Below are 22,538 nucleotides of genomic sequence, written 5' to 3'. Positions count from 1 at the left end.
TCATCGGGTCAGCACGTAGGTGCCTGGCGCGGGGCCTAGCGGTGGATAAGTGGCGTTGCCCAGTTCAGTGCGCGGCGTCTTGAGCAGGCCGGAGCGGGCGGTGATCCACTCCAGCCACAATGGCCACCAGCTGCCTTCGCTGCGCTTGGCGTCGTGGAACCAGGCGCGTGGGTCGCTGCTCAGCTTGGGGTTGGCCAGGTAGTAGGCCTTGGGGTTGCCTGGCGGGTTGATGATGCTCTGGATATGCCCGCTGTTGGCCAGCACGAAGCGCCGCTCGCCACCCAGCAGCAAGGCCGAGCGGTACACCGCGTCCCATGGCGTGATGTGGTCGTTGCTGCCGGCCACGGTAAAGCTGTCGATATTGACCTGCTGCAGGTCGATCGGCGTACCGCACACCTCCAGCCCGGACGCGTAGGTCAAGGGGTTGAGCTTGAAAAACTCCAGCAGGTCGCCATGCAGCGCGGCGGGCAGGCGCGTGCTGTCGGCATTCCAGTACAGGATGTCGAACGCCGGCGGTGTCTTGCCGAGCAGGTAGTTATTGACCCAGTAGTTCCAGATCAGGTCGTTGGGCCGCATCCAGGCGAAGATCCGCGCCACTTCGCCACCATCCAGCACGCCGCGCTGATAAGAGCGGCGCTTGGCCGCTTCGATGGTCTGCTCATCGGCGAACAGGCTGGCCGGGCTTTCGAACTTGCTGTCCAGCAAGCTGACCAGGTACGTGGCACTGCGCACCCGGCGCAATTGCTTCTTGGCTTGCAGGTGGCCTTGCAGTGCGGCCATGGTCAGGCCGCCGGCACAGGCGCCCATCAGGTTGGGGTCGCGGTTGCCGCTGATACTGCGGCAGGCATTGAGCGCTTCCTCCAGGGCTTGCACGTAGCTGGAAAGGCCCCATTCACGGTGGCGTGGGTCGGGGTTGCGCCAGCTGACCATGAACACCTGCAAGCCGCTTTTGAGCATGTACTGGACGAAGCTGTTGGTGGCGCTGAGGTCGAAGATGTAGAACTTGTTGATCTGAGGCGGCACGACCAGCAGTGGGCGTGCGTGTTGCTTTTCGCTCATCGGCGAGTACTGGATCAGCTCCAGCAGCTCGTTGCGAAATACCACTGCGCCAGGGGTTGCGGCCAGGTTAACGCCCACTTCGAAGGCGCGCTCGTCCACCTGACGCGGCAGCCCATCGTTGTGACGCAGGTCGTCGAGCAGGTGGGCCACGCCGCGCACCAGGCTCTGGCCGCCGGTGTTGAACAGCTCCTTGACCGCCAGCGGATTGAGCAGTGAGTTGCTGGGGGCCAGCGCATCGTTGATCAGGTTGAACAGAAAGTGGGCGCGGGCTCGATCATCGTCGTTCAAATGGCTTTCATCGATCCACTGGCGTGTCTGCTTCTGCCAGGCCAGATAGGCCTGCAGGCCGCGGCGGTAGAACGGGTTCTGGCTCCAGGTCGGGTCACTGAAGCGTGCGTCACGCGGGTTCGGCTGGTAGGGCGTGTCCCCCAGCATCACCCGCCCCAGCTGCCCGCCAAGCGCCAGCAGATGATGCGCGGTATGCAGCGGGTGGCGCAGGCCGTGGCGGCCGACGTTGCGCAGCGTGGAAAGCAGGTCGCGGCCGCGCAGGCCGAGGATGGCGTTCTGCACGTTCATGCGGGTGCCGGGGAGCGTTGTCGATCCTTTGGCCGGTTTGTCTGTCATGGCAACACTCCCTCGTCTGATCCATTTCCCCTGTCAGGCCGCAGCTGTTTCACCCCCCCGAGGCCGGGCGGGGGTGCATGACCGCTCGCTGACGTTCTTCCTGCAGGAACTTCATGATGATCGGGGCGACGGCTTCGGCACGGGTGATCAGGAACAGATGGCCGTCGTCGATAATGTGTAGCTGGGCATTGGGAATACGCCAGGCCAGCAGGCGCATGTTGATCAACGGGATCAGCGGGTCGTCGTCGCCGGCCAGTACCAGGGTGGGCTGCTGGATCTTGTGCAGCCAGTGGATGCTGGTCCAGCCCAGCCCGGCGAACAGCTGCCAGTAGTAGCCCAGCTTGCCGCCGGAGCGCACCTTGGCGGCATGGTGCATGGCCAGGTCGGGGTCACGTCGGAAGCCGCCGCCATAGATCATCGGTGCAATGCGGATGACATGCGACGGCTGCACGTAACGCCGGGGGCTGGCCATCATCCACAGCACCTTGGGCTTGCCTGGCACCATTACCGCGCCAGCAGCAGTGGCGGCCAGCACCAGCTTCTTGCAGCGCTCGGGGTAATCGTGAGCAAACTGCTGGGCCAGGGCGCCGCCCCAGGAAACGCCGATGACGTTGACCTGACCGTAGTCGAGGTAGTCGAGCATCCGCGCGGTCAGTTTGGCCAGCCCGGGGAAGCGATACGGGTGGCGTGGTGTGGACGAGCCGCCGACCCCGGGCACATCGAAGGCGATGACTTCCAGGTCCTGGTCCAGTGCTTCGATGAACGGGAACACCAGCTCAAGGTTGGCGCCGATGCCATTGAAGATCAGCAACGGCGTCAGGTGCGGCTTGCCCGGGCGAACGGCGGTGCGGATTGACTGGTTGTCCAGCTGGACGGTCCTGAAAATATAGGGTTGCGGCATGCACGTGACTCTTGGGTGAAGTAAACACCGTGGCGCCCCACAGGCCGCCACGGCGCTGTAACTCAACGCTCGTGAACGTAGGTGCCTGGGGAGGCTTCGCCGGCGGTGTAGGCACGGTTGCCCAGGCGGGTCGGTGCCTTTTTCAGCGCGCCGGCGCGCTCGCCCAGCCAACTTTGCCAGTGCAACCACCAGGAGTCTGCATGCTTGGTGGCGTTTTCCTGCCAGGCCGCCGGGTCACCCGGGCGGTCGGCTCCGGTCATGAAACGTGCCTTCGGGTTGCCCGGCGGGTTGAGGATGCTCTGGATATGCCCGCTGTTGGACAGTACGAATTCGATCTTGCCGCCGAACAGATGTGCCGAGCGGTAGCATGACGGCCATGGGGTGATGTGGTCATTGGTGCCGGCGAGGCTGTAGATGTCGCATTTGACCTGTTTCAGGTCGATCGCGGTGCCGCACACTTCCAGGGCGTCGGGGCGGGTCAGCGGGTTGCTCTTGAACATTTCGATCAGGTCGCCGTGGAAGGCGGCCGGCAGGCGCGTGGTGTCGTTGTTCCAGAACAGGATGTCGAACACGGGGGGCTCATTGCCGAGCAGGTAGTTGTTTACCCAGTAGTTCCAGATCAGGTCGTTGGGGCGCATCCAGGCGAACACCTTGGCCATTTCGCTGCCTTCCAGCACGCCCGCCTGATAGGAGTGGCGCTTGGCGGCCTCCAAGGTCTGCTCGTCGACAAACAAAGCAACCTGGTTGTCCATGGTGGTGTCCAGCACGCTGACCAGCAGGGTCAGGGCGTTGACCTTGTTCTCGCCAATGGCGGCATAGTGGCCCACCAGTGCGGTACAGGTGATGCCACCGGAGCAGGCGCCGAGCATGTTCAGGTCCTTGCTGCCGGTAATCGACAGCACCGCGTCGACGGCTTCTTTCAGCGCATCGATGTAGGTGGACAGGCCCCATTCGCGCTGGGCCTTGGTCGGGTTGCGCCAGCTGATGATGAAGGTCTGCTGCTGCGAGCGCAGGCAGAAGCGCGCCAGGCTCTTTTCCGGGCTGAGGTCGAACACGTAGAACTTGTTGATCTGCGGCGGTACCACCAGCAGCGGACGGGCATGCACCTGTTCGGTGATGGGGCTGTACTGGATCAGTTCCAGCACATCGTTGCGGTACACCACCGCGCCTTCGCTGGTGCCCAGGTTCTTGCCCACTTCGAAGGCATCCATGTTCACCTGGCTGGGCATGCCGCCGTTGTTGACCATGTCCTTGGCCAGGTTGGACAGGCCATCGAGCAGGCTCTTGCCGCCGGTTTCGAAGAAGCGTTTGACCGCAGCCGGGTTGGACAGGGTATTGGTCGGCGCCATGGCCTCGGTCATCAGGTTGATGACGAACTGGCCGCGGCTGATGTCCTGGGGGGACAGGTCGCTGCTGCTCACCCAGTCCTGCAGCTCCTTGCGCCAGGCCAGGTAGGTTTGCAGGTAGCGGCGGTACAGCGGGTTGTTGCTCCAGGCCGGGTCATTGAAGCGACGGTCGTCGCTGTCCGGGGCCAGGCTGGATTTGCCCAGCAACACGTTCTTCAGCTCCAGGCCAAAGTGAGCCACATGCTTGGCGCTGTGCAGCGGTTGGCGCACGGCCTGGCGCAGCACGGTGCGTGCCGAGCTCAAAAGGTCCTTGCGGCGGATGCCGATGACCGGGTTCAGCCCCAGGGTGTTTTCCGAGGCCTGCCGCTGCAGCTCATCGTTGTTCTTGTTACTCATCTACGACGCTCCGTTGTCCTGAGACGAGTACCGGTTGCTGTGGTGGGTGCACAGCCCTGAGCCCGGTACTGCTACTCGGGTGACCAGTGATAAGGAACAGCGGTGCTGCGTGGGTTCTGACGACCTGCAAAGTCATGCAGGGAACTTGCCACACCCATTGGTTACCCGACTTTCGTGTAATGCGCAAGACAGCCCTTCACTGGGCTGTCTGCAAGTCATTCAAACAGATGAATTTAGAAAATGCGCTCTAAACCCCGCAGGCCTTGCGCTAGAGCATGAGCTTGACCACAGATTCGGCTGGGTCGCGGGATTTGCCGGCCTTGTGCAACTCGTCGAGGTATTCCGCCCACAGTTGTTCCTGGCGCAGGCACAGTTGCTCAAGGTATTCCCAGGTGAACAAGCCGCTGTCATGGCCGTCGTCGAAGGTCAGTTTCAGTGCATATTGGCCGGCAGGTTCCAGGCCACTGAGGCCAACGTTGATCTTGCCGAACTGCAGGATGGGGTTGCCGTGGCCCTGGACCTCGGCGGAGGGAGAGTGCACGCGCAGGAATTCGGCGGGCAGGTGGTAGACCTCGCCGGGCGCGTAGGTGAGGCTGAGGGTTTTGGAGGCTTTGTGCAGGTTGATGGCGGTAGGCAGGCGGGCCATGGGCAGAATCTCTCGGGAGCTGATGAAGCACAGCTTCCAGCTTATGGGGGAGGGATTCAAGGCCTCTTCGCGGGCAAGCCCGCCCCTGCACGGATCACCACAGGCCCAAGGGATGGGGTGACATGTGCAGGAGCGGGCTTGCCCGCGAAACTGTCAGAACCGGTCTTACAGGATGTAACGCGACAGGTCTTCGTTCTGTGCCAGCTCACCCAGGTGGCTGTTCACATACGCCGCGTCGATCTGGATCGGCGCTTCGTCATGGGTGCTGGCCAGGTCGCCCGCACTGAACGACACCTCTTCGAGCAAGCGCTCGAGCAGGGTGTGCAGGCGGCGAGCACCGATGTTTTCGGTCTTCTCGTTGACCTGGTAGGCAATCTCGGCCAGGCGCTTGATGCCGTCGGCGAGGAATTCGATGTTCAGGCCTTCGGTCTTCAGCAATGCCTGGTACTGCTCGGTCAGCGACGCGTGCGGCTCCTGCAGGATACGCTCGAAGTCTTCCGGGGTCAGTGCTTTCAGCTCGACACGAATCGGCAGACGGCCTTGCAGCTCGGGCACCAGGTCGCTCGGCTTGCTCAGGTGGAACGCACCCGAGGCAATGAACAGAATGTGGTCGGTCTTGACCATGCCCAGCTTGGTGTTGACGGTGCAGCCTTCGATCAGCGGCAGCAGGTCGCGCTGTACGCCTTCACGGGACACGTCGGCACCGCCAACGTTGCCACGCTTGGCAACCTTGTCGATTTCGTCGATGAACACGATACCGTGCTGTTCGACTGCTTCCAGGGCCTTGGCCTTGAGCTCTTCCTCGTTGACCAGGCGGCTCGCTTCTTCATCGCGAACCATCTTCAGCGCTTCTTTCACCTTCAGCTTGCGCGCTTTGCGCTTGCCCTTGCCCATGTTGGCAAACAGGCTCTGCAGCTGGTTGGTCATTTCTTCCATGCCGGGCGGCGCAGCAATTTCGACACCGACGGCATCGGCCACTTCAATCTCGATTTCCTTGTCGTCCAGCTGGCCTTCGCGCAGGCGCTTGCGGAACAGCTGGCGGGTGTTGGAGTCGCTGCTGGTCTGTGCGGCTTCTTCGCTGAAGCTGGTGACGCGTGCCTGGGGCAGCAGGGCGTCGAGGATGCGGTCTTCGGCGGCGTCTTCGGCGCGGTGGCGCACGCGGATGATTTCCTGCTCGCGCAGCATCTTCAGCGCGGCATCGGCCAGGTCACGGATGATCGACTCGACGTCGCGGCCCACGTAGCCCACTTCGGTGAACTTGGTGGCTTCGACCTTGAGGAACGGCGCGTTGGCCAGTTTGGCCAGCCGGCGGGCGATTTCGGTCTTGCCGACGCCGGTAGGGCCGATCATCAGGATGTTCTTGGGGGTGACTTCGGCACGCAGCTCTGCAGGGAGCTGCATACGCCGCCAGCGGTTGCGCAGGGCAATGGCCACGGCGCGCTTGGCGTCGTCCTGGCCGATGATGTGGCGGTTGAGTTCGTGGACGATCTCGCGGGGGGTCATGGACATGATCAATACGGTCCTTGGGCAGGTGAGTCAGCGTGGAAAAGCCCCTTCACCGGGAAGGGGCGCCAGAACAGCTGAATCAGTCGGCCAGGTCCTGCTCCTCGATGGTCAGGTTGTGGTTAGTGAAGACGCAGATGTCGCCGGCGATGTTCAGGGCGGTCTCGGCGATTTCGCGGGCCGAGAGGTCGGTCTTGTTCAGCAGGGCACGGGCTGCGGCCTGGGCATAGGCGCCGCCGGACCCCATGGCGATCAGGCCATCTTCGGGTTCGACCACATCACCGTTGCCGGTGATGATCAGGGATGCATCCTTGTTGGCCACGGCCAGCATGGCTTCCAGGCGGCTCAGGGAGCGGTCGGTACGCCATTCCTTGGCCAGCTCGACGGCGGCGCGTACCAGGTGACCCTGGTGTTTTTCCAGCTGACCTTCAAAGCGCTCGAACAGGGTGAAGGCGTCGGCAGTAGCGCCGGCGAAGCCCGCGATGACCTGGCCGTGGTACAGGCGGCGCACCTTCTTGGCGTTGCCTTTCATCACGGTGTTGCCAAGGGATACCTGGCCGTCGCCGCCCATGACGACTTTGCCGTTACGGCGGACAGAAACGATTGTGGTCAAGGGGAGAGTCTCCACGCAGCGGGGCGAAAGTGCCTGATGCAGACTCATATGGGGGTGGGGGGAAGGATTTCAACCGGGGGGGATGAATGGTCGCGCTTGGCGGGGTGGCTATGTGAAGGCATTCGCGGGCACGCCCGCTCCCACAGGGTTACCACATACCTTGGAATTGTGGTGATCCTGTGGGAGCGGGCGTGCCCGCGAAGCATGTTACTCAGGCCTCGTGGCAGATGTGCCCATCGACCAAGGTATAACGCACCGCGCCCGGCAGGCAGTGGCCGATGAACGGGCAGTTCTCGCCACGGGAGAACCATTGTTCGCCAGCAACGGTGGACGCTTGCGGGTCGAACAGCACCAGGTCGGCCGCGCCACCCACTTTCAGCTCACCGGCCGGCAGGCGCAGCGCGGCAGCCGGGCCGCTGCTCAGACGAGCCAGCAAGGTCGGCAGGTCGAGCAGGCCGTCCTGCACCAGGGTCATGGCCAGTGGCAGCAGCAACTCGACGCTGCTGATACCCGGCTCGGTGGCGCCGAACGGGGCCAGCTTGGCGTCGCGCTCGTGCGGCTGGTGGTGGCTGGAGATGGCCTGGATCACCCCCGACTTCACCGCCTCGCGCAACCCGTCACGGTCGGCAGCGGTGCGCAGCGGCGGCTGCACGTGGTACAGGCTGGAGAACTCGCGCAGCGACTCGTCCGTGAGGATCAGCTGGTACAGCGCTACATCGGCGGTTACCGGCAGGCCCAAGGCCTGGGCCTGGGCGATCAGCCGCGCGCCACGGGCGCTGGTGATCTGGCTGAAGTGCGCACGCACGCCGCTCTGTTCCACCAGCAGCAGGTTGCGCGCCAGGGCCACGGTTTCGGCGCTTTCCGGGATGCCCGGCAGCCCGAGGAAGCTGGCCATGGCACCTTCGTGGGCCAGGCCGCCCTGGGCCAGATCGCGGTCCTGGGAGTGGAACACCACCGTCAGATCGAAGGTGGCGGCATACTCCAGGGCGCGGGCCAGGGTACGGTTGTTGGGGATTTCCTTCAGGCCGTTGCCAAACGCTACGCAACCGGTGTCACGCAGGGCCACCAGTTCGGCCAGTTGCTCGCCCTCCAGGCCCTTGGTCAGGGCGCCGACCGGGTAGACCTTGCTGTTGGCGGCTTCGCGGGCGCGGTCAAGGATAAGTTCGGCTACCGCCGAGGTGTCCAGCACAGGCTTGGTCTGTGGCGGGCAGCACAGGCTGGTGACACCGCCGGCAACGGCAGCGCGGGTTTCACTGGCGATGTTGCCTTTACGGCTGTAACCCGGCTCGCGCAGGGACACGCCCAGGTCGACCAGGCCGGGCGCAGCGACCAGGCCATTAGCCTGGATCGTGCGGCTGGCGCTGAAACCGGCCGGTGCGGCGCCGATGGCGACAATGCGGCCGCCGTCCAGGTGCAGGTCGGTGACCTGGTCCAGGCCGCTGTTGGGGTCGATCACCCGTGCGCCGAGAATACTGATGGTCACTGGGCGTTCTCCTGGTCCAATTGACGTTGCGCGTTCTGCCCGCTCATGGCCATGGACAGCACGGCCATGCGCACGGCGATACCGTAGGTGACCTGGTTGAGGATCACCGAGTGCTTGCCATCGGCAACCGCCGACTCGATTTCCACGCCACGGTTGATCGGGCCCGGGTGCATGACGATGGCGTCAGGCTTGGCCCCGGCCAGGCGTGCAGTCGTCAGGCCGAACAGGCGGTAGAACTCGCCTTCACTGGGCAGCAGGCCACCGGCCATGCGCTCACGCTGCAGGCGCAGCATGATCACCACGTCGACGTCTTTCAGGCCTTCGGCGAGGTCGGTGTAGACCTTTACGCCGTACTGCTCGATACCGATCGGGATCAGGGTTTTCGGCCCGATCACGCGGATGTCCGGGCAACCCAGCGCTTTGAGCGCGAGCATGTCGGAACGGGCCACACGCGAGTGCAGGATGTCGCCGACGATGGCCACGGACAGGTTTTCGAAGCTGCCTTTGTGACGGCGGATGGTGAGCATGTCGAGCATGCCCTGGGTCGGGTGCGCGTGGCGGCCGTCACCGCCGTTGATCACGGCCACTTCCGGGCACACGTGCTCGGCGATGAAGTGCGCGGCGCCGGAGTCGGAGTGGCGTACGACGAACATGTCGGCGGCCATGGCTTCGAGGTTGCGCAGGGTGTCGAACAGGGTCTCGCCCTTGCTGGTCGAGGAAGTCGACACGTTCAGGCTGATCACGTCGGCCGACAGGCGCTGGGCTGCCAGCTCGAAGGTGGTACGGGTACGGGTTGAGTTCTCGAAGAACACGTTGCACACAGTCTTGCCGCGCAGCAACGGGACTTTTTTCACAGCCCGGGCACCGACTTCCAGGAAGGAGTCGGCGGTGTCGAGGATCTCGGTGAGCAGTTCGCGGGGCAAACCGTCAAGCGAGAGGAAGTGGCGCAGCTGGCCCTGATCATTGAGCTGCAGCGGGCGCTTGGCGTCGATTGGCGTCATCGCGGGGGACTCTTAAAGGGCGGAAGCGGAGGCGAGGTCCTGGCGCTCGAGGGCGAGCGGTGCGGGTCCGGTCAATTTTACCCGTTCATGGGCGCCCAGCGACAGGGTGGCGCCGAGCACGTTCGGGCGAATCGGCAGTTCGCCGGCATCCAGGTCCAGCAGGCAGACCAGGGTGACGCTGGCCGGGCGGCCGTAATCGAACAGTTCGTTGAGCGCCGCGCGGATGGTACGACCGCTCATCAGCACGTCATCCACCAGCACCAGATGCTGGCCTTCGACCTCGAACGGCAGCTCGGACGGGCGCACTTGTGGGTGCAGGCCGTTCTGGCTGAAGTCATCGCGGTAGAACGAGACGTCCAGGGTACCCATGGGGCTGGTGTCGGCCATGGCATCCTGCAGGGCCTGGGCAACCCAGACGCCGCCGGTGCGGATACCGATGTAACGGGGCTCGGTGATTGCCCGGCGCGCCAGGTGGGCACGAAGGTCGACAGCCATCTGCCGGATCAGCTCGGCGGGATTGGGTAGGCTCATTGCGGGCTCCTCGGAAGGGTGCGCCGGGTGGGCCCGGCGGCAAAGATGATCAGGTATTGGCCTCCAGCCAGCCTTGCAGCAGCAAGGCAGCGGCAATGGCATCGACCGGGTTGTCGCGGTAGCTGCCACGCTGGCCGCCACGGGCCATGCGCTCGCCTTTGGCCTCGAAGGTGGTCAGGCGCTCGTCGTGCGTGTGCACGGGCAGGTTGAAGCGGCCGTTCAGGCGGCGGGCGAACTTTTCGGCGCGGGCGCTCATTTCGCTGGGCGTGCCGTCCATGTTCAGCGGCAGGCCGACGACAATGGCATCTGGCTTCCATTCGGCAATCAGCTTTTCCACCTGGGCCCAGTCCGGTACGCCGTTCTGCGCCTTCAGGGTGCACAGTTCGCGGGCCTGGCCGGTAATCACCTGGCCGACGGCCACGCCGATCTGTTTGCTGCCATAGTCGAAGCCCAGCAGCAGGCGTAGCTCAGCCATCAGGCGTGGCCCGCCTGGCTGGTCAGCAGGTGCAGGTTGATCCCCAGGCTGGCGGCCGCAGCCTCAAGGCGCAGGTCGCTGGCCATGCCGAAGACGATTTCCGGGTCGAACGGGCAGTTCAGCCACGCGTTGTCGGCCAACTCCGCTTCCAGTTGGCCCGCTTCCCAACCGGCATAGCCCAAGGTGATCAGGCTCTGCTTCGGGCCCACCCCGGCGGCGATAGCCAGCAGTATGTCCTGTGACGTGGTCAGCGACAGCCCTTCCAGTGCCACGCTGGCCTGGAAACTGCACTCGCTGCTGTGCAGCACGAAGCCGCGGTCGGTTTGTACCGGGCCACCCTGGTAGATCGGCACCTGCAAGGTGCTGGCCGGCGGCGTTTCGTCCGGGCGCAGTTGCTCGAGGATGTCGGCCAGGCTCAGTTCCTGTGGTCGGTTGACCACCAGGCCCATGGCGCCATGCTCATTGTGCTCGACGATATACGTGAGGGTCTGGGCGAAGTTCGGATCGGCCATGTGCGGCATGGCGATCAGGAACTGGTGCTTGAGGTAGCTGGGTGCGAGGGTTTTCATGGGGGATAGTGTGGCGCCAGGTGGCGAGACTGACAAGGTGGGCTTTGTGTCGCTGGTGCCGGGCCCTTCGCGGGGATGCCCGCTCCCGACAGTACGCCACAGGCTTCATGGCCGGCGAGCAACCTGTGGGAGCGGGCGTGCCCACAAAAAGAGGCCGGCACAGGCAGAAAATCAGTTACTGGACAAACGGTCCCCACGGGCAAACCGCCAGGTACGAATGATCTCCAGCCGGTCAAACTCGGCCAGATCCCCGGTAAACGGTGCAAACGGCGCGGCCAGCCGCACGATGCGTTGCGCCGCCTGGTCCAGCACGGGCTGCCCGGATGATTCCAGTACCAGCACCTCGTACAGCGAGCCATCGCGGTTGATCGACACCATCATGCGCAAGTTGCCGTAGATTTGCTGTCGGCGTGCTTCGTCGGGGTAGTTGAGGTTACCCACGCGCTCGACCTTCTTGCGCCACTCTTCCTTGTACCAGGCGCCCTTGTCGCGCATGGTCGACGCGGCGTTCAGGCGATGGATGCGCGGGCGCTTGGCGTACATTTGCTGCTCGTTGGACAGCTCCGCCTCCAGGCTGGCGATCTGGCTGGACAGCTGCGAGCTGTCGAAGTCCGGTGCCGGTGCGGCTGGCTTGGGCTGCGCTTTGCTTTCCTTGGGTTTGGGCTCGACCTTGTGCGGCTTGGACGCCGTCGTCACCACTGCCGACTTTTTCGGGGGAGGGGGTGGGACTACCTCGGGCCTGGCCGCAGGCGGTGGGGTGATCTTGTTGATCTTGCTGTCCTGGAACGGCGCCAGCTCGGTGGTCTTGGGCACCGCTTTCTTGTCCAGGGTGCCGCTGCCTTGCTGGTTGTCCTGGGCCTGGAAGTCAGCCTTCTCGGGCGGTTTCTCGCTCTTGAAGGTGGCCAGGGTGATGTCCATGGTGTGGCGGATTTCGGCAGGCTTGACGACGGTGAAGCCGACGCCAAGGATCAGCGCCAGGTGCACCAGCGCAGCCAGGAACAGGGTGAAGCCAAGCCGGTCCGCAGGGCGAACACGGGGAGGCAGCAGGTCGGCAGGGACGTCAGCGGGGTGCGTCATCAGGTATCCAGCAACCGCAGGGCGGGGCAGCAGCTCAGTCGAATAGGACCGGCATCATACCCCACTCTACGGCTTTACTTCGCGTTGGCTGTCAGCGTGCCTTTAGCTTGCGATCAATGGCATCCATCAGCTTGCCACCGATATCGGTGTTGTAGGCGGCATCGATTTCGCGGATACAGGTGGGGCTTGTGACGTTGATTTCGGTGAGGTAGTCGCCGATCACGTCCAGGCCAACGAACAGCAGGCCCTTCTCGCGCAGCGTCGGGCCGACCTGGGCGGCGATCCAGCGGTCGCGCTCGGTCAGTGGGCGGGCTTCGCCACGCCCGCCCGCGGCCAGGTTGCCACGGGTTTCGCCGCTGGCCGGAATGCGTGCCAGGCAATAGTCCACTGGCTCGCCATCGATCATCAGGATGCGCTTGTCGCCGTCCTTGATTGCCGGCAGGTAGGCCTGCGCCATGATCTGCTGGGTGCCCAGTGCGGTCAGGGTTTCCAGGATCACCGACAGGTTGGGGTCGCCAGCCCGGTGACGGAAGATCGATGTACCGCCCATGCCATCCAGTGGCTTGAGGATCACGTCGGCATGCTTGGCGGTGAATTCGCGAATGATGTCCGGGCGGCGGCTGACCAAGGTCGGGGTGGTGCATTGCGGGAACAACGTGGCGAACATCTTCTCGTTGCAGTCGCGCAGGCTTTGCGGGCGGTTTACCACCAGTACGCCATCGTTCTCGGCCTGTTCCAGCAGGTAAGTGCTGTAGACGAACTCCATGTCGAAGGGCGGGTCCTTGCGCATCAGGATTGCGTCCAGCTCTGCCAGCGGGCTGTCCTGCTCCTCGCCCAGTTCGAACCAGCGTGCAGGGTCGGCAAACACCTTCAGCGGGCGCATGCGGGCGCGGGCCTTGCCTTCGCCCTGATACAGGTCTTGCTGTTCCATGTAGAACAGGCTCCAGCCGCGTGCCTGGGCGGCCAGCAGCATGGCCAGCGAGCTGTCCTTCTTGTAGGAGATGGACGCGATGGGGTCCATCACAATGCCGAGGCGAACGCTCATGGGGGGTCCTCTTGGCGGCAGGTGGCCGCAGTGGATCGAAAGAAAAGTGGCTCAGGGTGGCGCCGCGAACGCCGACGGTCAAGGGGCGCGGCAGATGGAATGGCCACCCGGAGTATGCTAAAAATGCAGCTGCAAGCCTTGAGCTACAAGCCTCAAGAAAAGAGCATCCATGCGCCGAGCTGCTTTCTTGCAGCTTGCCGCTTGCAACTTGCGGCTTCAATCCTACTGGTAGGCGTCTATGGAACAACCCCTGAAGGTGATGGTGATCGACGATTCCCGCACGATCCGCCGCACCGCGCAGATGTTGCTCGGTGAAGCGGGCTGCGAGGTGATCACCGCCAGCGATGGCTTCGATGCCCTGGCCAAGATCGTCGACCATCAGCCCAGTATCATTTTCGTCGATGTGTTGATGCCACGCCTGGACGGCTACCAGACCTGCGCGGTAATCAAGCACAACAGTGCCTTCAAGGACACCCCGGTTATCCTGCTGTCGTCCCGCGATGGCCTGTTTGACAAGGCCCGTGGCCGGGTGGTCGGTTCCGATCAATTCCTGACCAAGCCGTTCAGCAAGGAAGAACTGCTCGACGCGATCCGCGCCCATGTGCCCGGGTTTGCCGCACCTCAACAACACGCACCCTGACCGAGCCCCGCCATGGCGCGGTCCTACTTTCCTGATGGGGAAACAGCATGGCCCGAGTTCTGATTGTCGACGACTCGCCGACAGAGATGTACAGATTGACCGAATGGCTGGAAAAGCACGGCTACCAGGTGCTCAAGGCCAGCAACGGTGCCGACGGCGTGGCCCTGGCCCGGCAGGACAAGCCCGACGCGGTGCTGATGGACATCGTCATGCCTGGCATGAACGGCTTCCAGGCCACCCGCCAGCTCAGCAAGGACCCGGAGACCAGCGCTATTCCAGTGATCGTGGTAACCACCAAGGACCAGGAAACCGACCGTATCTGGGCCACGCGCCAGGGTGCCCGTGACTTCCTGACCAAACCGGTGGAAGAGGAGGCGCTGATCGCCAAGCTCAAAGAAGTGCTGGGGGCTTGACCACCCGCCCGCAAGGTGCGTCGCTGACCGCCTTTGAGTTGTTGCTGGACATCGACCGGCGCTGTCGCCTGCTGGTCGCCGACCAGCCGCCGCAGGACAACCGCGTGCAGCAGTGGAGCGGCATTGGTTTTCGCATTGCCGGGCAGTGGTTCGTCGCGCCCATGGGCGAAGTGGCCGAGGTGCTGCGCGAACCGCGCAGTAGCCGCGTCCCCGGCGTGCAGCCGTGGGTGTGCGGGGTGGCCAACCTGCGTGGCCGGCTGTTGCCGGTGATGGACCTGAGCTGCTTCTTCGGCCTGGGTCACGCCGCACCGGGCAAGCAGCGGCGAGTGCTGGTGCTGGATCACGACGACCTGTTCGTCGGTTTGCTGGTCGACGAGGTGCTGGGCCTTCAGCACTTTGCCCTCGATAGCCTGCAGCTGTCGCCGCCGCAGCCGCTGATCCCTGCCGCTGCACGCTTTGTGCAGGGGTATTTTCCGCGTGAACGTAACTGGGCGATCTTCAGCCCCTTCGCCCTGGCCCAGGCGCCGGGCTTTCTCGATGTGGCGTTATAGGACCTGCGAACGTGAACAAGCCTGCCACCCCCGTCACTGCCACTACCGTGAGCCCACGTACCCGCAGCATCGCGCAGATCACCGTGCTGTTCCTGATCCTGATCCTTTCGATCATCTTGCTGTTCGCCAACTTTGCTTACCTGAATACCCAATCCAACTACGACAAGCAGTACATCGGCCATGCCGGCGAGCTGCGCGTGCTGTCGCAGCGTATCGCCAAGAACGCCACCGAGGCGGCCACCGGCAAGGCCCTGGCCTTCAAGCTGCTGTCGGATGCACGCAATGATTTCGAACGGCGCTGGGGCTACCTGCGCCAGGGTGACAAGTCCACTGGCCTGCCGCCCGCGCCACCTTCGGTGCGTGACGAGATGGAATCGGTACGCCGCGACTGGGAAAACCTGCGCAAGAACACCGACATCATCCTGGCCAGCGAGCAGACCGTGCTGTCGCTGCACCAGGTGGCAGCGACCCTGGCCGAGACCGTGCCGCAGTTGCAGGTGGAATACGAAAAAGTGGTCGAGATCCTGCTGCAGAGCGGTGCCCCGGCCAATCAGGTTGCGGTGGCCCAGCGCCAGCTGTTGCTGGCCGAACGCATCCTTGGCTCGGTTAACACCGTGCTGGCCGGTGACGACAGCGCCGCCCAGGCGGCCGATGCCTTCGGCCGTGACGCCGGGCGCTTTGGCCAGGTGCTGGAGGGCATGCTCAATGGCAATGCGACAATCCAGGTCACCCGCGTCGAGGACGCCGACGCGCGTGCGCGGCTGGCCGAAATCGCAGAGTTGTTCCAGTTCGTTGCCGGTTCGGTGGATGAAATCCTCGAAACCTCGCCCGAACTGTTCCGTGTGCGGGAGGCTGCGGGCAACATCTTCAGCCTTTCGCAAACCCTGCTCGACGAAGCGTCGCACCTGGCGAACGGTTTCGAGAACCTGGCTGGCGGGCGCACCCTCGACACCGTTGGCGGCTATGTCCTGGGGCTGCTGGCGCTGGCCTCGATCATCCTCATCGGCCTGGTCATGGTGCGCACCACCAACCGACAACTGCGCGAGACCGCAGAAAAGAACGAACGCAACCAGCAGGCCATCATGCGCCTGCTCGACGAAATCGAAGAGCTGGCAGATGGCGACCTGACGGTGACCGTATCGGTGACTGAAGACTTCACCGGTGCCATTGCCGACTCGATCAACTATTCCGTGGACCAATTGCGCGACCTGGTCGCCACCATCAACCACAGTGCAGTGCAGGTTGCTGCCGCCGTGCAGGACACGCAGAACACTGCGCGGCAACTGGCCAAGGCCTCCGAGCACCAGGCTGCACAGATCAGCGAGGCGTCCGAGGCGGTGGGCGACATGGTCGAGTCGATCGACCGGGTATCGGCGCATGCCTACGAATCGGCCAAGGTGGCCGAGCGTTCGGTGGCCATCGCCAACAAGGGCAACGAGGTGGTGCACAACACCATCAACGGCATGGACAACATTCGCGAGCAGATCCAGGACACCGCCAAGCGGATCAAGCGTCTGGGCGAGTCCTCACAGGAAATCGGCGACATCGTCAGCCTGATCGACGACATTGCCGACCAGACCAACATTCTTGCCTTGAACGCCGCCATCCAGGCCTCGCTGGCCGGTGAGGCCGGCCGCGGGTTTGCCGTGGTTGCCGACGAGGTGCAGCGCCTGGCCGAGCGCTCATCGTCTGCCACCCGCCAGATCGAGGCGCTGGTGCGTACCATTCAGGCCGATACCAACGAAGCGGTGATCTCCATGGAGCAGACCACCGCCGAGGTGGTGCGTGGCGCACGCCTGGCCCAGGATGCCGGGGTGGCGCTGGCCGAGATCGAAGGGGTATCGCAGAACCTCGCCGACCTTATCCACAGCATTTCCGACGCTGCCCAGTTGCAGACCTCGTCGGCCGGGCAGATCTCCCACACCATGGCGGTGATCCAGCAGATTACCGCACAAACCTCCGCCGGCTCCGGTGCCACCGCCGACAGCATCCGCCATTTGGCCCGCATGGCCAGCGAGATGCGCCGTTCGGTGTCCGGTTTCACCCTGCCACCCCCTACCGAGCCGCGTTAAGGAATAGTGACCATGGCTTCTGCAGTAAGCCCCGAACGTCACGAAACAGTGGCGCTGGCCTGGACCAAGGCCGCCATCCTCGATTGCCTGGGCCAGGCACGGCAGGCGCTGGAGCGCTTTGCCGGCGAGACGGGCGACCTGTCGATGATGGCTTTCGTGGTCGACAACCTGCACCAGGTGCACGGCTGCCTGCGCATGCTCGAACTGCGCGGCGCCACGCGCCTGGCCGAGGAGTTGGAGCTGTTTGCCAGGGCGTTGGCCGACGGCCAGGTCAGCCCCCGGGGTGATTGCCTGGGTGCATTGTTCCGCGGCCTGGAGCAGTTGCCCTCGTACCTGGAGCGGTTGCGCGGTGCTCGCCATGACCTGCCACTGGTGATGCTGCCGTTGCTCAACCAGCTGCGCGCCTGCCGGGGGGAGGAACCGCTGGCCCAGGCCAGCCTGATGACCGGCGCCGCCCAACGCTTTGCGGGTGACGATGACCTTGCCAACCTCGACCTGTCGCTGGGCAACTGGCGTGACCAGCTGCAGGCCGGGTCGGGGCGCGATGCGCTGCGTTCAGTGGTGACTGCACTGTGCGACGACTTGATGCGCATCAAGGAGCGCCTGGACCAGTACGGCCGCGGCGACCGTCAGCACCGCGAGCAGCTCGATGCGCTGCTGGCACCGTTGCGCCACGTGGCTGACACCCTGGCGGTACTGGGCTTTCAGCAACCGCGGCGGGTGATCATCGACCAGGTGCTGGCGTTGCAGGCATTGGCTCAGGGCGAGCGGGCGGTGGACGACGCGGTGTTGATGGATGTGGCAGGGGCCCTGCTGTACGTGGAGGCCTCCCTGAACGGCATGGTCGGCCCTTTGGAGGAAAACGGCCAAGGTAGCCTGCCGGGCTCGGACCTGGCCGAGATACGCCAGCTGGTGCTGAATGAATCGCTGAACGTGTTGCAACAGGCCAAGGATCTGATCGGCGATTACCTGGAGTCCGACTGGCCGCGGCAACGCCTGCAACCCTTGCCGGGGCTGCTGCAGCAGATCCGCGGGGCACTGGCCATGTTGATGCTGCCCGCTGTGGCCGAGCTGTTTGTCGGCTGCGCAAGCTATGTGCAGCGTTGGCTGCAGCACCTGGAGGAAGAGCCGCCGATTGATGAGCTGACGCACTTGGCCGAGGCACTGAGCGCTGCCGAATGCTACCTGCAATGGCGAGCGGCAGACCCGCTGGCCGATGGTCAACCCTTTATCGAGATGGCACGGGCCAGCCTGGCGGCGCTGGGTGTGCAGTGCGCGGTGGTCGGGGCCAGCCCAGACCAGTACGGCAATGGCGATGGCATCGATGACGAGCTTCGCCAAGTGTTCCTTGACGAGGCGGGCGAACTGCTGCCGGAAATCGAGCGCCACTGGCTGCGCTGGCGTGCCGACAACCAGCAGCGCGAGGCACTGGGCGAAGTGCGTCGTGCGCTGCATACACTCAAAGGCAGCGGCCGCATGGTGCATGCCGAGGCGGTGGCTGAACTGGCCTGGGGCGCCGAGCACCTGCTGAACCGGGTGCTCGAGGGCCGCAGCGTGCTCAGCCCGGAAGGGGTTGTAGCGCTGCAGCAGGTGTTCGTTCACCTGCCTGACCTGCTGGCCGACTTTGCCGCCGGCCAGTTGCCGCAACTGACTGAAATCGAGCAATTGGCCGGGCATCTACACAGCCTGGCCGAAAACGATGCCCCGGCGGCTGCCGGTGTCGATGGCCTCGATCCGCAGTTGCTGGGCATTTTTCGCACCGAGGCGCAGGGTCATCTGGCCAGTCTTGAGGTTTATCTGCAAAGCGCCGGCGGCCACGACACGCCGGTCAGCGATGACTTGCAGCGTGCCTTGCATACACTCAAAGGCAGTGCCGCCATGGCCGGTGTGATGCCGGTCGCCGAACTGGCCACCGCCTTCGACCGCCTGGCCCGTGAATACAAGGGCCATCAGCTGCCACTGCAAATGGCCGAGATGGAGTGGCTGGAAGCTGCGCGCTCGTTGTTCCATCTGGGCTTGGCGCAACTCGATAGCACGCCCCTGGCCGCCATCCCCGGTGCCGCGGAACTGATCGAGCAGGTGGGCCAGGCCGTGGACAGCCGCCTGGCCAGCCTGCATGAAGACCCGCACCAGGCCGGCCGCAGCAAGCGTGATCCGCAGTTGGTCGCCAGCTTTCTGGCCCAGGCCATGGACATCCTGCTCGATGCAGAGACGTTGTTGTCGCGCTGGCAGCAACAGCCCGGCCAGCGTGCCGCACTGGATAACCTGCTCGACCAGATGACCACCTTGGGGCACGCCGCGCACCTGGCCGACCTGTGGCAGATGGATGAGGTGTGCGAGGCGTTGCTGGACCTGTATGGCGCGGTGGAGGAAGGCAGCCTGCCTGCCGATTCCCGCTTCTTCAGCCAGGCGCAGCGGGCCCATGAAGCGTTGCTGGACATGCTGGACGAAGTGGCGGCCGGGCAGGATATTCCACCGCGCCCGGAGCTGGTCGAAAGCCTGCGCAACCTGCTGGACCAGGCCCTGGCACCGGATGCCACCGGCCTGGTGGGCATCGATACGGTCACACCGCTGCATCCGGACATGGACCTGGCCGATACCTTGGGGTTGCCACACCCGCCGTTGCAGCCGCAGGTGGCCGAGCCGCTTGCCGAGGAGGCGGAAAGCCCTGGCGAAGAGCTGCTGGAAGTGTTCCTGGAAGAAAGCTCGGACATCGTCGAGAGCGCCGCGGCGGCTCTGGCGCGCTGGCAGGCCGACCCGCGCAGCAGCGTCGAGGTGGACAACCTGATGCGTGACCTGCACACCCTCAAAGGCGTGGCGCGCATGGTCGAAATTACCCCGATCGGCGACCTGGCCCACGAACTGGAGTTCCTCTACGAGCTGTTGGCTGCAGGTAGATTGCCGCCAAGCGCGCCGCTGTTCGCACTGCTGCAGAACTGCCACGACCGGCTGGCGCATATGCTTGACGCTGTGCGCCTGGGGCAGCCGCTGCATGCCGCTACAGCGCTGATTGACTACATTCGCAACTTCAGCAGCGCCGCACTGACAGACAGTGCCGCGGGCCAGGGGCCGCCAGAAGCTGCAACTGCCGAAGTACCGGCAGTAGCGCCAGAGCGGGCACCGGGTGACATGGTCAAGGTCGACGCCGAGCTGCTCGACGACCTGGGTAACCTGGCCGGCGAGCACTCGATCATCCGGGGGCGCATCGAGCAGCAGGTCAACGACGCGCAGTTCGCCCTTAACGAGATGGAAACCACACTCGAGCGCATGCGTGATCAGTTGCTGCGTCTGGATGTCGAGACCCAGGGGCGAATCTCCAGCCGGCAGCAGTTCGAAGGCGATGCCTATGACGACTTCGACCCGCTGGAAATGGACCGCCACTCCCAGCTGCAGCAACTGTCACGGGCCCTCTTCGAGTCTGCCTCGGACCTGCTCGACCTGAAGGAGACCCTCGCTCAGCGCGCTCAGGAGGCCTACAGCCTGCTGCAACAGCAGGCGCGGGTGAACAGCCAGTTGCAGGAGGGCCTGACGGCCACTCTGATGGTGCCGTTCGAGCGCCTGGTGCCGCGCTTGCAGCGCGTGGTGCGGCAGGTAGCCAGCGAGCTGGGCAAGCAGGTGGAATTGGTGGTTGGCAATGCCGAGGGCGAACTGGACCGCAGCGTGCTGGAACGTATGGTGGCGCCGCTGGAGCATATGCTGCGCAACGCCGTTGACCACGGCCTGGAAAGCCGCGCAATGCGCCTGGCCGCCGGCAAGCCGGAGCAGGGCACCATTCACCTGAATTTGCTGCATGAGGGCGCCGATATCGTCATCGAAATGACGGATGATGGTGCCGGCGTGCCCTTGGAGGCGGTGCGGCGCAAGGCCATCAAGCGCGGCCTGCTGGACCCGCAGGCGCAGTTGAGTGACCACGAGATCCTGCAGTTCATCCTGCGGCCAGGCTTTTCCACCGCCGAAAAGATCACCCAGATTTCCGGGCGTGGGCTGGGCATGGATGTGGTGCACGAGGAGGTCAAGCAACTGGGTGGCTCGATGAGTATCGAGTCGGCGCAGGGCAAGGGGGCGCGTTTCCTGATCCGCCTGCCGTTCACCGTGTCGATCAACCGTGCGCTGATGGTGCACCTGGGCGAAGAGCAATACGCCATTCCGCTCAATACCATCGAGGGCATCGTCCGTGTGCCACCTGCCGAGCTTGCGGCGTGCTACCAGCTGGACTCGCCCCGCTATGTCTATGCCGGCCACGAATACGAGCTGCGCTACCTGGGCGAGTTGCTGCAAGGCCTGCCGCGCCCGGCGCTGCTGGGGCAGAGCGTGCCGTTGCCGGTGCTGCTGGTGCATTCCAAGGAGCAGTCGTTCGCCATCCAGGTCGACAGCCTGTCGCCCAGCCGCGAGATCGTGGTGAAAAGCCTGGGACCGCAGTTTGCCGCGGTTGCCGGGTTATCGGGGGCGACACTGCTAGGCGATGGCCGGGTGGTGCTGATTCTTGACCTGCTGGGCCAGCTGCGCGGCCAGCAGCGACGGCTGGCCCGCCTGCCCGGTGGTGGTAGCCAACGCCAGTTGCTTGGCCCGGCACCGCGCCGTGCCTTGCTGGTGATGGTGGTGGACGATTCGGTAACCGTACGCAAGGTGACCAGCCGCCTGCTGGAGCGTCACGGCATGAGCGTGCTTACGGCCAAGGATGGTGTCGATGCCATGGCCCTGCTGGAAGAGCACCGGCCTGACGTGTTGTTGCTGGACATCGAAATGCCGCGCATGGACGGCTTCGAGGTGGCCACACGCATTCGCCGTGACGCACGGCTGAAAGACTTGCCGATCATCATGATCACCTCGCGCACCGGCCAAAAGCACCGGGACCGCGCCATGGCCATCGGCGTCAATGAATACCTGGGCAAGCCGTACCAGGAATCGCTGCTGTTGCAGAGCATCGCCCATTGGAGCCAGGCCCATGCTTGAACTGATTTCCGGCCAGCGCAGCAGCCTGACCGGGCTGTTGCTGCCGTTGGGCGACCGCACGCTGGTGTTGCCCAACGTGGCGGTGGCCGAGTTGAGCGGGCAGCGTAACCTGGTGTGCCAACACGGCGACCCCGCCTGGCACCTGGGGTGGATCGACTGGCGTCAGCAACGCCTGCCGTTGATCGGTTTCGAGGCCGCATGCGGTGGTGAGACGCCCTGCGGCGAGCGGGCTCGCGTGGTGGTGCTCAATGCGTTGGGCGATACCGGTTTGCGGTACCTGGCGCTGTTGCTGCAGGACATTCCGCGCTCGTGCAAGCTCGACAGCCAGCTTAACTACGTGGATGTGGCGCTGGGCAGGTTGGAGCTGGCAGCGGTGCAGGTGGGTGAGCAGGTGGCGCGGGTGCCGGACCTGGTCGCATTGGAAAGGCTGGTGCGTGACGCGGATCTGCAACCTGACCTTGGTTAGGATGTGAAGCGCAGGGTCTGGTGGTCTGGAGTGGGAGCGGCCTTGTGTCGCGATAGGGCTGCGCAGCAGCCCCGGCGGTTCATGCAGTGGCAATGAAAGCCTGGGGCCGCTTCGCGCCCCTTTCGCGACACAAGGCCGCTCCCACAAAGAGCGAGGTCATCAACATCACAACAG

General features: G+C 64.4%; 19 protein-coding genes. 6 read left to right on the top strand and 13 right to left on the bottom strand.

Annotated elements, in window-relative coordinates; translation table 11 throughout:
• The 13 genes from phaC (ACF8FG_RS08135) to gshB form a co-directional block, all read right to left on the bottom strand.
• Positions 1–1,683 (bottom strand): class II poly(R)-hydroxyalkanoic acid synthase, encoded by a 1,683-nt coding sequence (phaC, locus tag ACF8FG_RS08135; protein WP_023390258.1) that lies wholly within the window; start codon positions 1,681–1,683, stop codon positions 1–3.
• A gap of 49 nt (positions 1,684–1,732) precedes the next feature.
• The gene (gene phaZ / locus ACF8FG_RS08130) at positions 1,733–2,584 is read right to left on the bottom strand and encodes a poly(3-hydroxyalkanoate) depolymerase (protein WP_014592663.1); all 852 of its coding nucleotides are present in this window, start codon (positions 2,582–2,584) and stop codon (positions 1,733–1,735) included.
• 62 nt (positions 2,585–2,646) lie between these two features.
• A complete protein-coding gene (gene phaC / locus ACF8FG_RS08125) occupies positions 2,647–4,326 on the bottom strand; it encodes a class II poly(R)-hydroxyalkanoic acid synthase (protein WP_318077960.1) in 1,680 nt (559 codons plus the stop codon).
• A gap of 268 nt (positions 4,327–4,594) precedes the next feature.
• On the bottom strand, positions 4,595–4,972 hold the full coding sequence (locus tag ACF8FG_RS08120) for a gamma-butyrobetaine hydroxylase-like domain-containing protein (RefSeq protein ID WP_003249306.1): 378 nt from the start codon (positions 4,970–4,972) through the stop codon (positions 4,595–4,597).
• A gap of 165 nt (positions 4,973–5,137) precedes the next feature.
• A complete protein-coding gene (hslU, locus tag ACF8FG_RS08115; RefSeq protein ID WP_003249308.1) occupies positions 5,138–6,481 on the bottom strand; it encodes an ATP-dependent protease ATPase subunit HslU in 1,344 nt (447 codons plus the stop codon).
• A 76-nt stretch (positions 6,482–6,557) separates the two neighbouring features.
• Positions 6,558–7,088 (bottom strand): ATP-dependent protease subunit HslV, encoded by a 531-nt coding sequence (hslV, locus tag ACF8FG_RS08110; protein WP_003249309.1) that lies wholly within the window; start codon positions 7,086–7,088, stop codon positions 6,558–6,560.
• 211 nt (positions 7,089–7,299) lie between these two features.
• Positions 7,300–8,571, bottom strand: coding sequence for a dihydroorotase (locus ACF8FG_RS08105; RefSeq protein WP_134697814.1), 1,272 nt, complete (start codon positions 8,569–8,571; stop codon positions 7,300–7,302).
• Entirely contained in the window at positions 8,568–9,572 is a 1,005-nt protein-coding gene (locus tag ACF8FG_RS08100) for an aspartate carbamoyltransferase catalytic subunit (protein WP_003249311.1), read from the bottom strand. Before ACF8FG_RS08100 ends, ACF8FG_RS08105 begins: the two co-directional genes overlap by 4 nt.
• Before the next feature lie 12 nt (positions 9,573–9,584).
• Positions 9,585–10,103, bottom strand: a complete 519-nt coding sequence (gene pyrR, locus ACF8FG_RS08095) for a bifunctional pyr operon transcriptional regulator/uracil phosphoribosyltransferase PyrR (protein WP_014592661.1) — start codon at positions 10,101–10,103, stop codon at positions 9,585–9,587.
• A gap of 49 nt (positions 10,104–10,152) precedes the next feature.
• Entirely contained in the window at positions 10,153–10,578 is a 426-nt protein-coding gene (gene ruvX, locus ACF8FG_RS08090) for a Holliday junction resolvase RuvX (protein ID WP_003249316.1), read from the bottom strand.
• The gene (locus ACF8FG_RS08085) at positions 10,578–11,147 is read right to left on the bottom strand and encodes a YqgE/AlgH family protein (protein WP_003249318.1); all 570 of its coding nucleotides are present in this window, start codon (positions 11,145–11,147) and stop codon (positions 10,578–10,580) included. The genes ruvX and ACF8FG_RS08085 overlap by 1 nt, the downstream gene beginning before the upstream one ends.
• A gap of 171 nt (positions 11,148–11,318) precedes the next feature.
• Positions 11,319–12,224 (bottom strand): energy transducer TonB, encoded by a 906-nt coding sequence (locus ACF8FG_RS08080; RefSeq protein WP_119713225.1) that lies wholly within the window; start codon positions 12,222–12,224, stop codon positions 11,319–11,321.
• Between the two features lie 91 nt (positions 12,225–12,315).
• A complete protein-coding gene (gene gshB / locus ACF8FG_RS08075) occupies positions 12,316–13,269 on the bottom strand; it encodes a glutathione synthase (protein ID WP_014592659.1) in 954 nt (317 codons plus the stop codon).
• A gap of 238 nt (positions 13,270–13,507) precedes the next feature.
• Between gshB and ACF8FG_RS08070 the strand changes: the two genes are divergently transcribed.
• The 6 genes from ACF8FG_RS08070 to ACF8FG_RS08045 are packed head-to-tail and all read left to right on the top strand — an operon-like array spanning position 13,508 to position 22,364.
• On the top strand, positions 13,508–13,909 hold the full coding sequence (locus tag ACF8FG_RS08070) for a PleD family two-component system response regulator (protein ID WP_010955560.1): 402 nt from the start codon (positions 13,508–13,510) through the stop codon (positions 13,907–13,909).
• A 47-nt stretch (positions 13,910–13,956) separates the two neighbouring features.
• On the top strand, positions 13,957–14,322 hold the full coding sequence (gene pilH, locus ACF8FG_RS08065; RefSeq protein ID WP_014592657.1) for a twitching motility response regulator PilH: 366 nt from the start codon (positions 13,957–13,959) through the stop codon (positions 14,320–14,322).
• A complete protein-coding gene (locus tag ACF8FG_RS08060; RefSeq protein WP_010955559.1) occupies positions 14,319–14,873 on the top strand; it encodes a chemotaxis protein CheW in 555 nt (184 codons plus the stop codon). Before pilH ends, ACF8FG_RS08060 begins: the two co-directional genes overlap by 4 nt.
• A gap of 47 nt (positions 14,874–14,920) precedes the next feature.
• On the top strand, positions 14,921–16,945 hold the full coding sequence (locus ACF8FG_RS08055) for a methyl-accepting chemotaxis protein (protein ID WP_223279128.1): 2,025 nt from the start codon (positions 14,921–14,923) through the stop codon (positions 16,943–16,945).
• A 12-nt stretch (positions 16,946–16,957) separates the two neighbouring features.
• A complete protein-coding gene (locus tag ACF8FG_RS08050) occupies positions 16,958–21,898 on the top strand; it encodes an Hpt domain-containing protein (RefSeq protein WP_019436735.1) in 4,941 nt (1,646 codons plus the stop codon).
• Complete coding sequence (locus ACF8FG_RS08045; RefSeq protein WP_003249336.1) at positions 21,891–22,364, top strand: chemotaxis protein CheW; 474 nt, start codon at positions 21,891–21,893, stop codon at positions 22,362–22,364. The genes ACF8FG_RS08050 and ACF8FG_RS08045 overlap by 8 nt, the downstream gene beginning before the upstream one ends.
• Positions 22,365–22,538 lie beyond the last annotated feature (174 nt).

The organism is Pseudomonas sp. YQ_6 (genome assembly GCF_043103245.1).
GTDB classification, from domain to species: Bacteria; Pseudomonadota; Gammaproteobacteria; order Pseudomonadales; family Pseudomonadaceae; genus Aquipseudomonas; species Aquipseudomonas alloputida.
The sequence above is the reverse complement of the archived record's forward strand: the minus strand, read 5'-3'. Positions and strand labels throughout refer to the sequence as shown.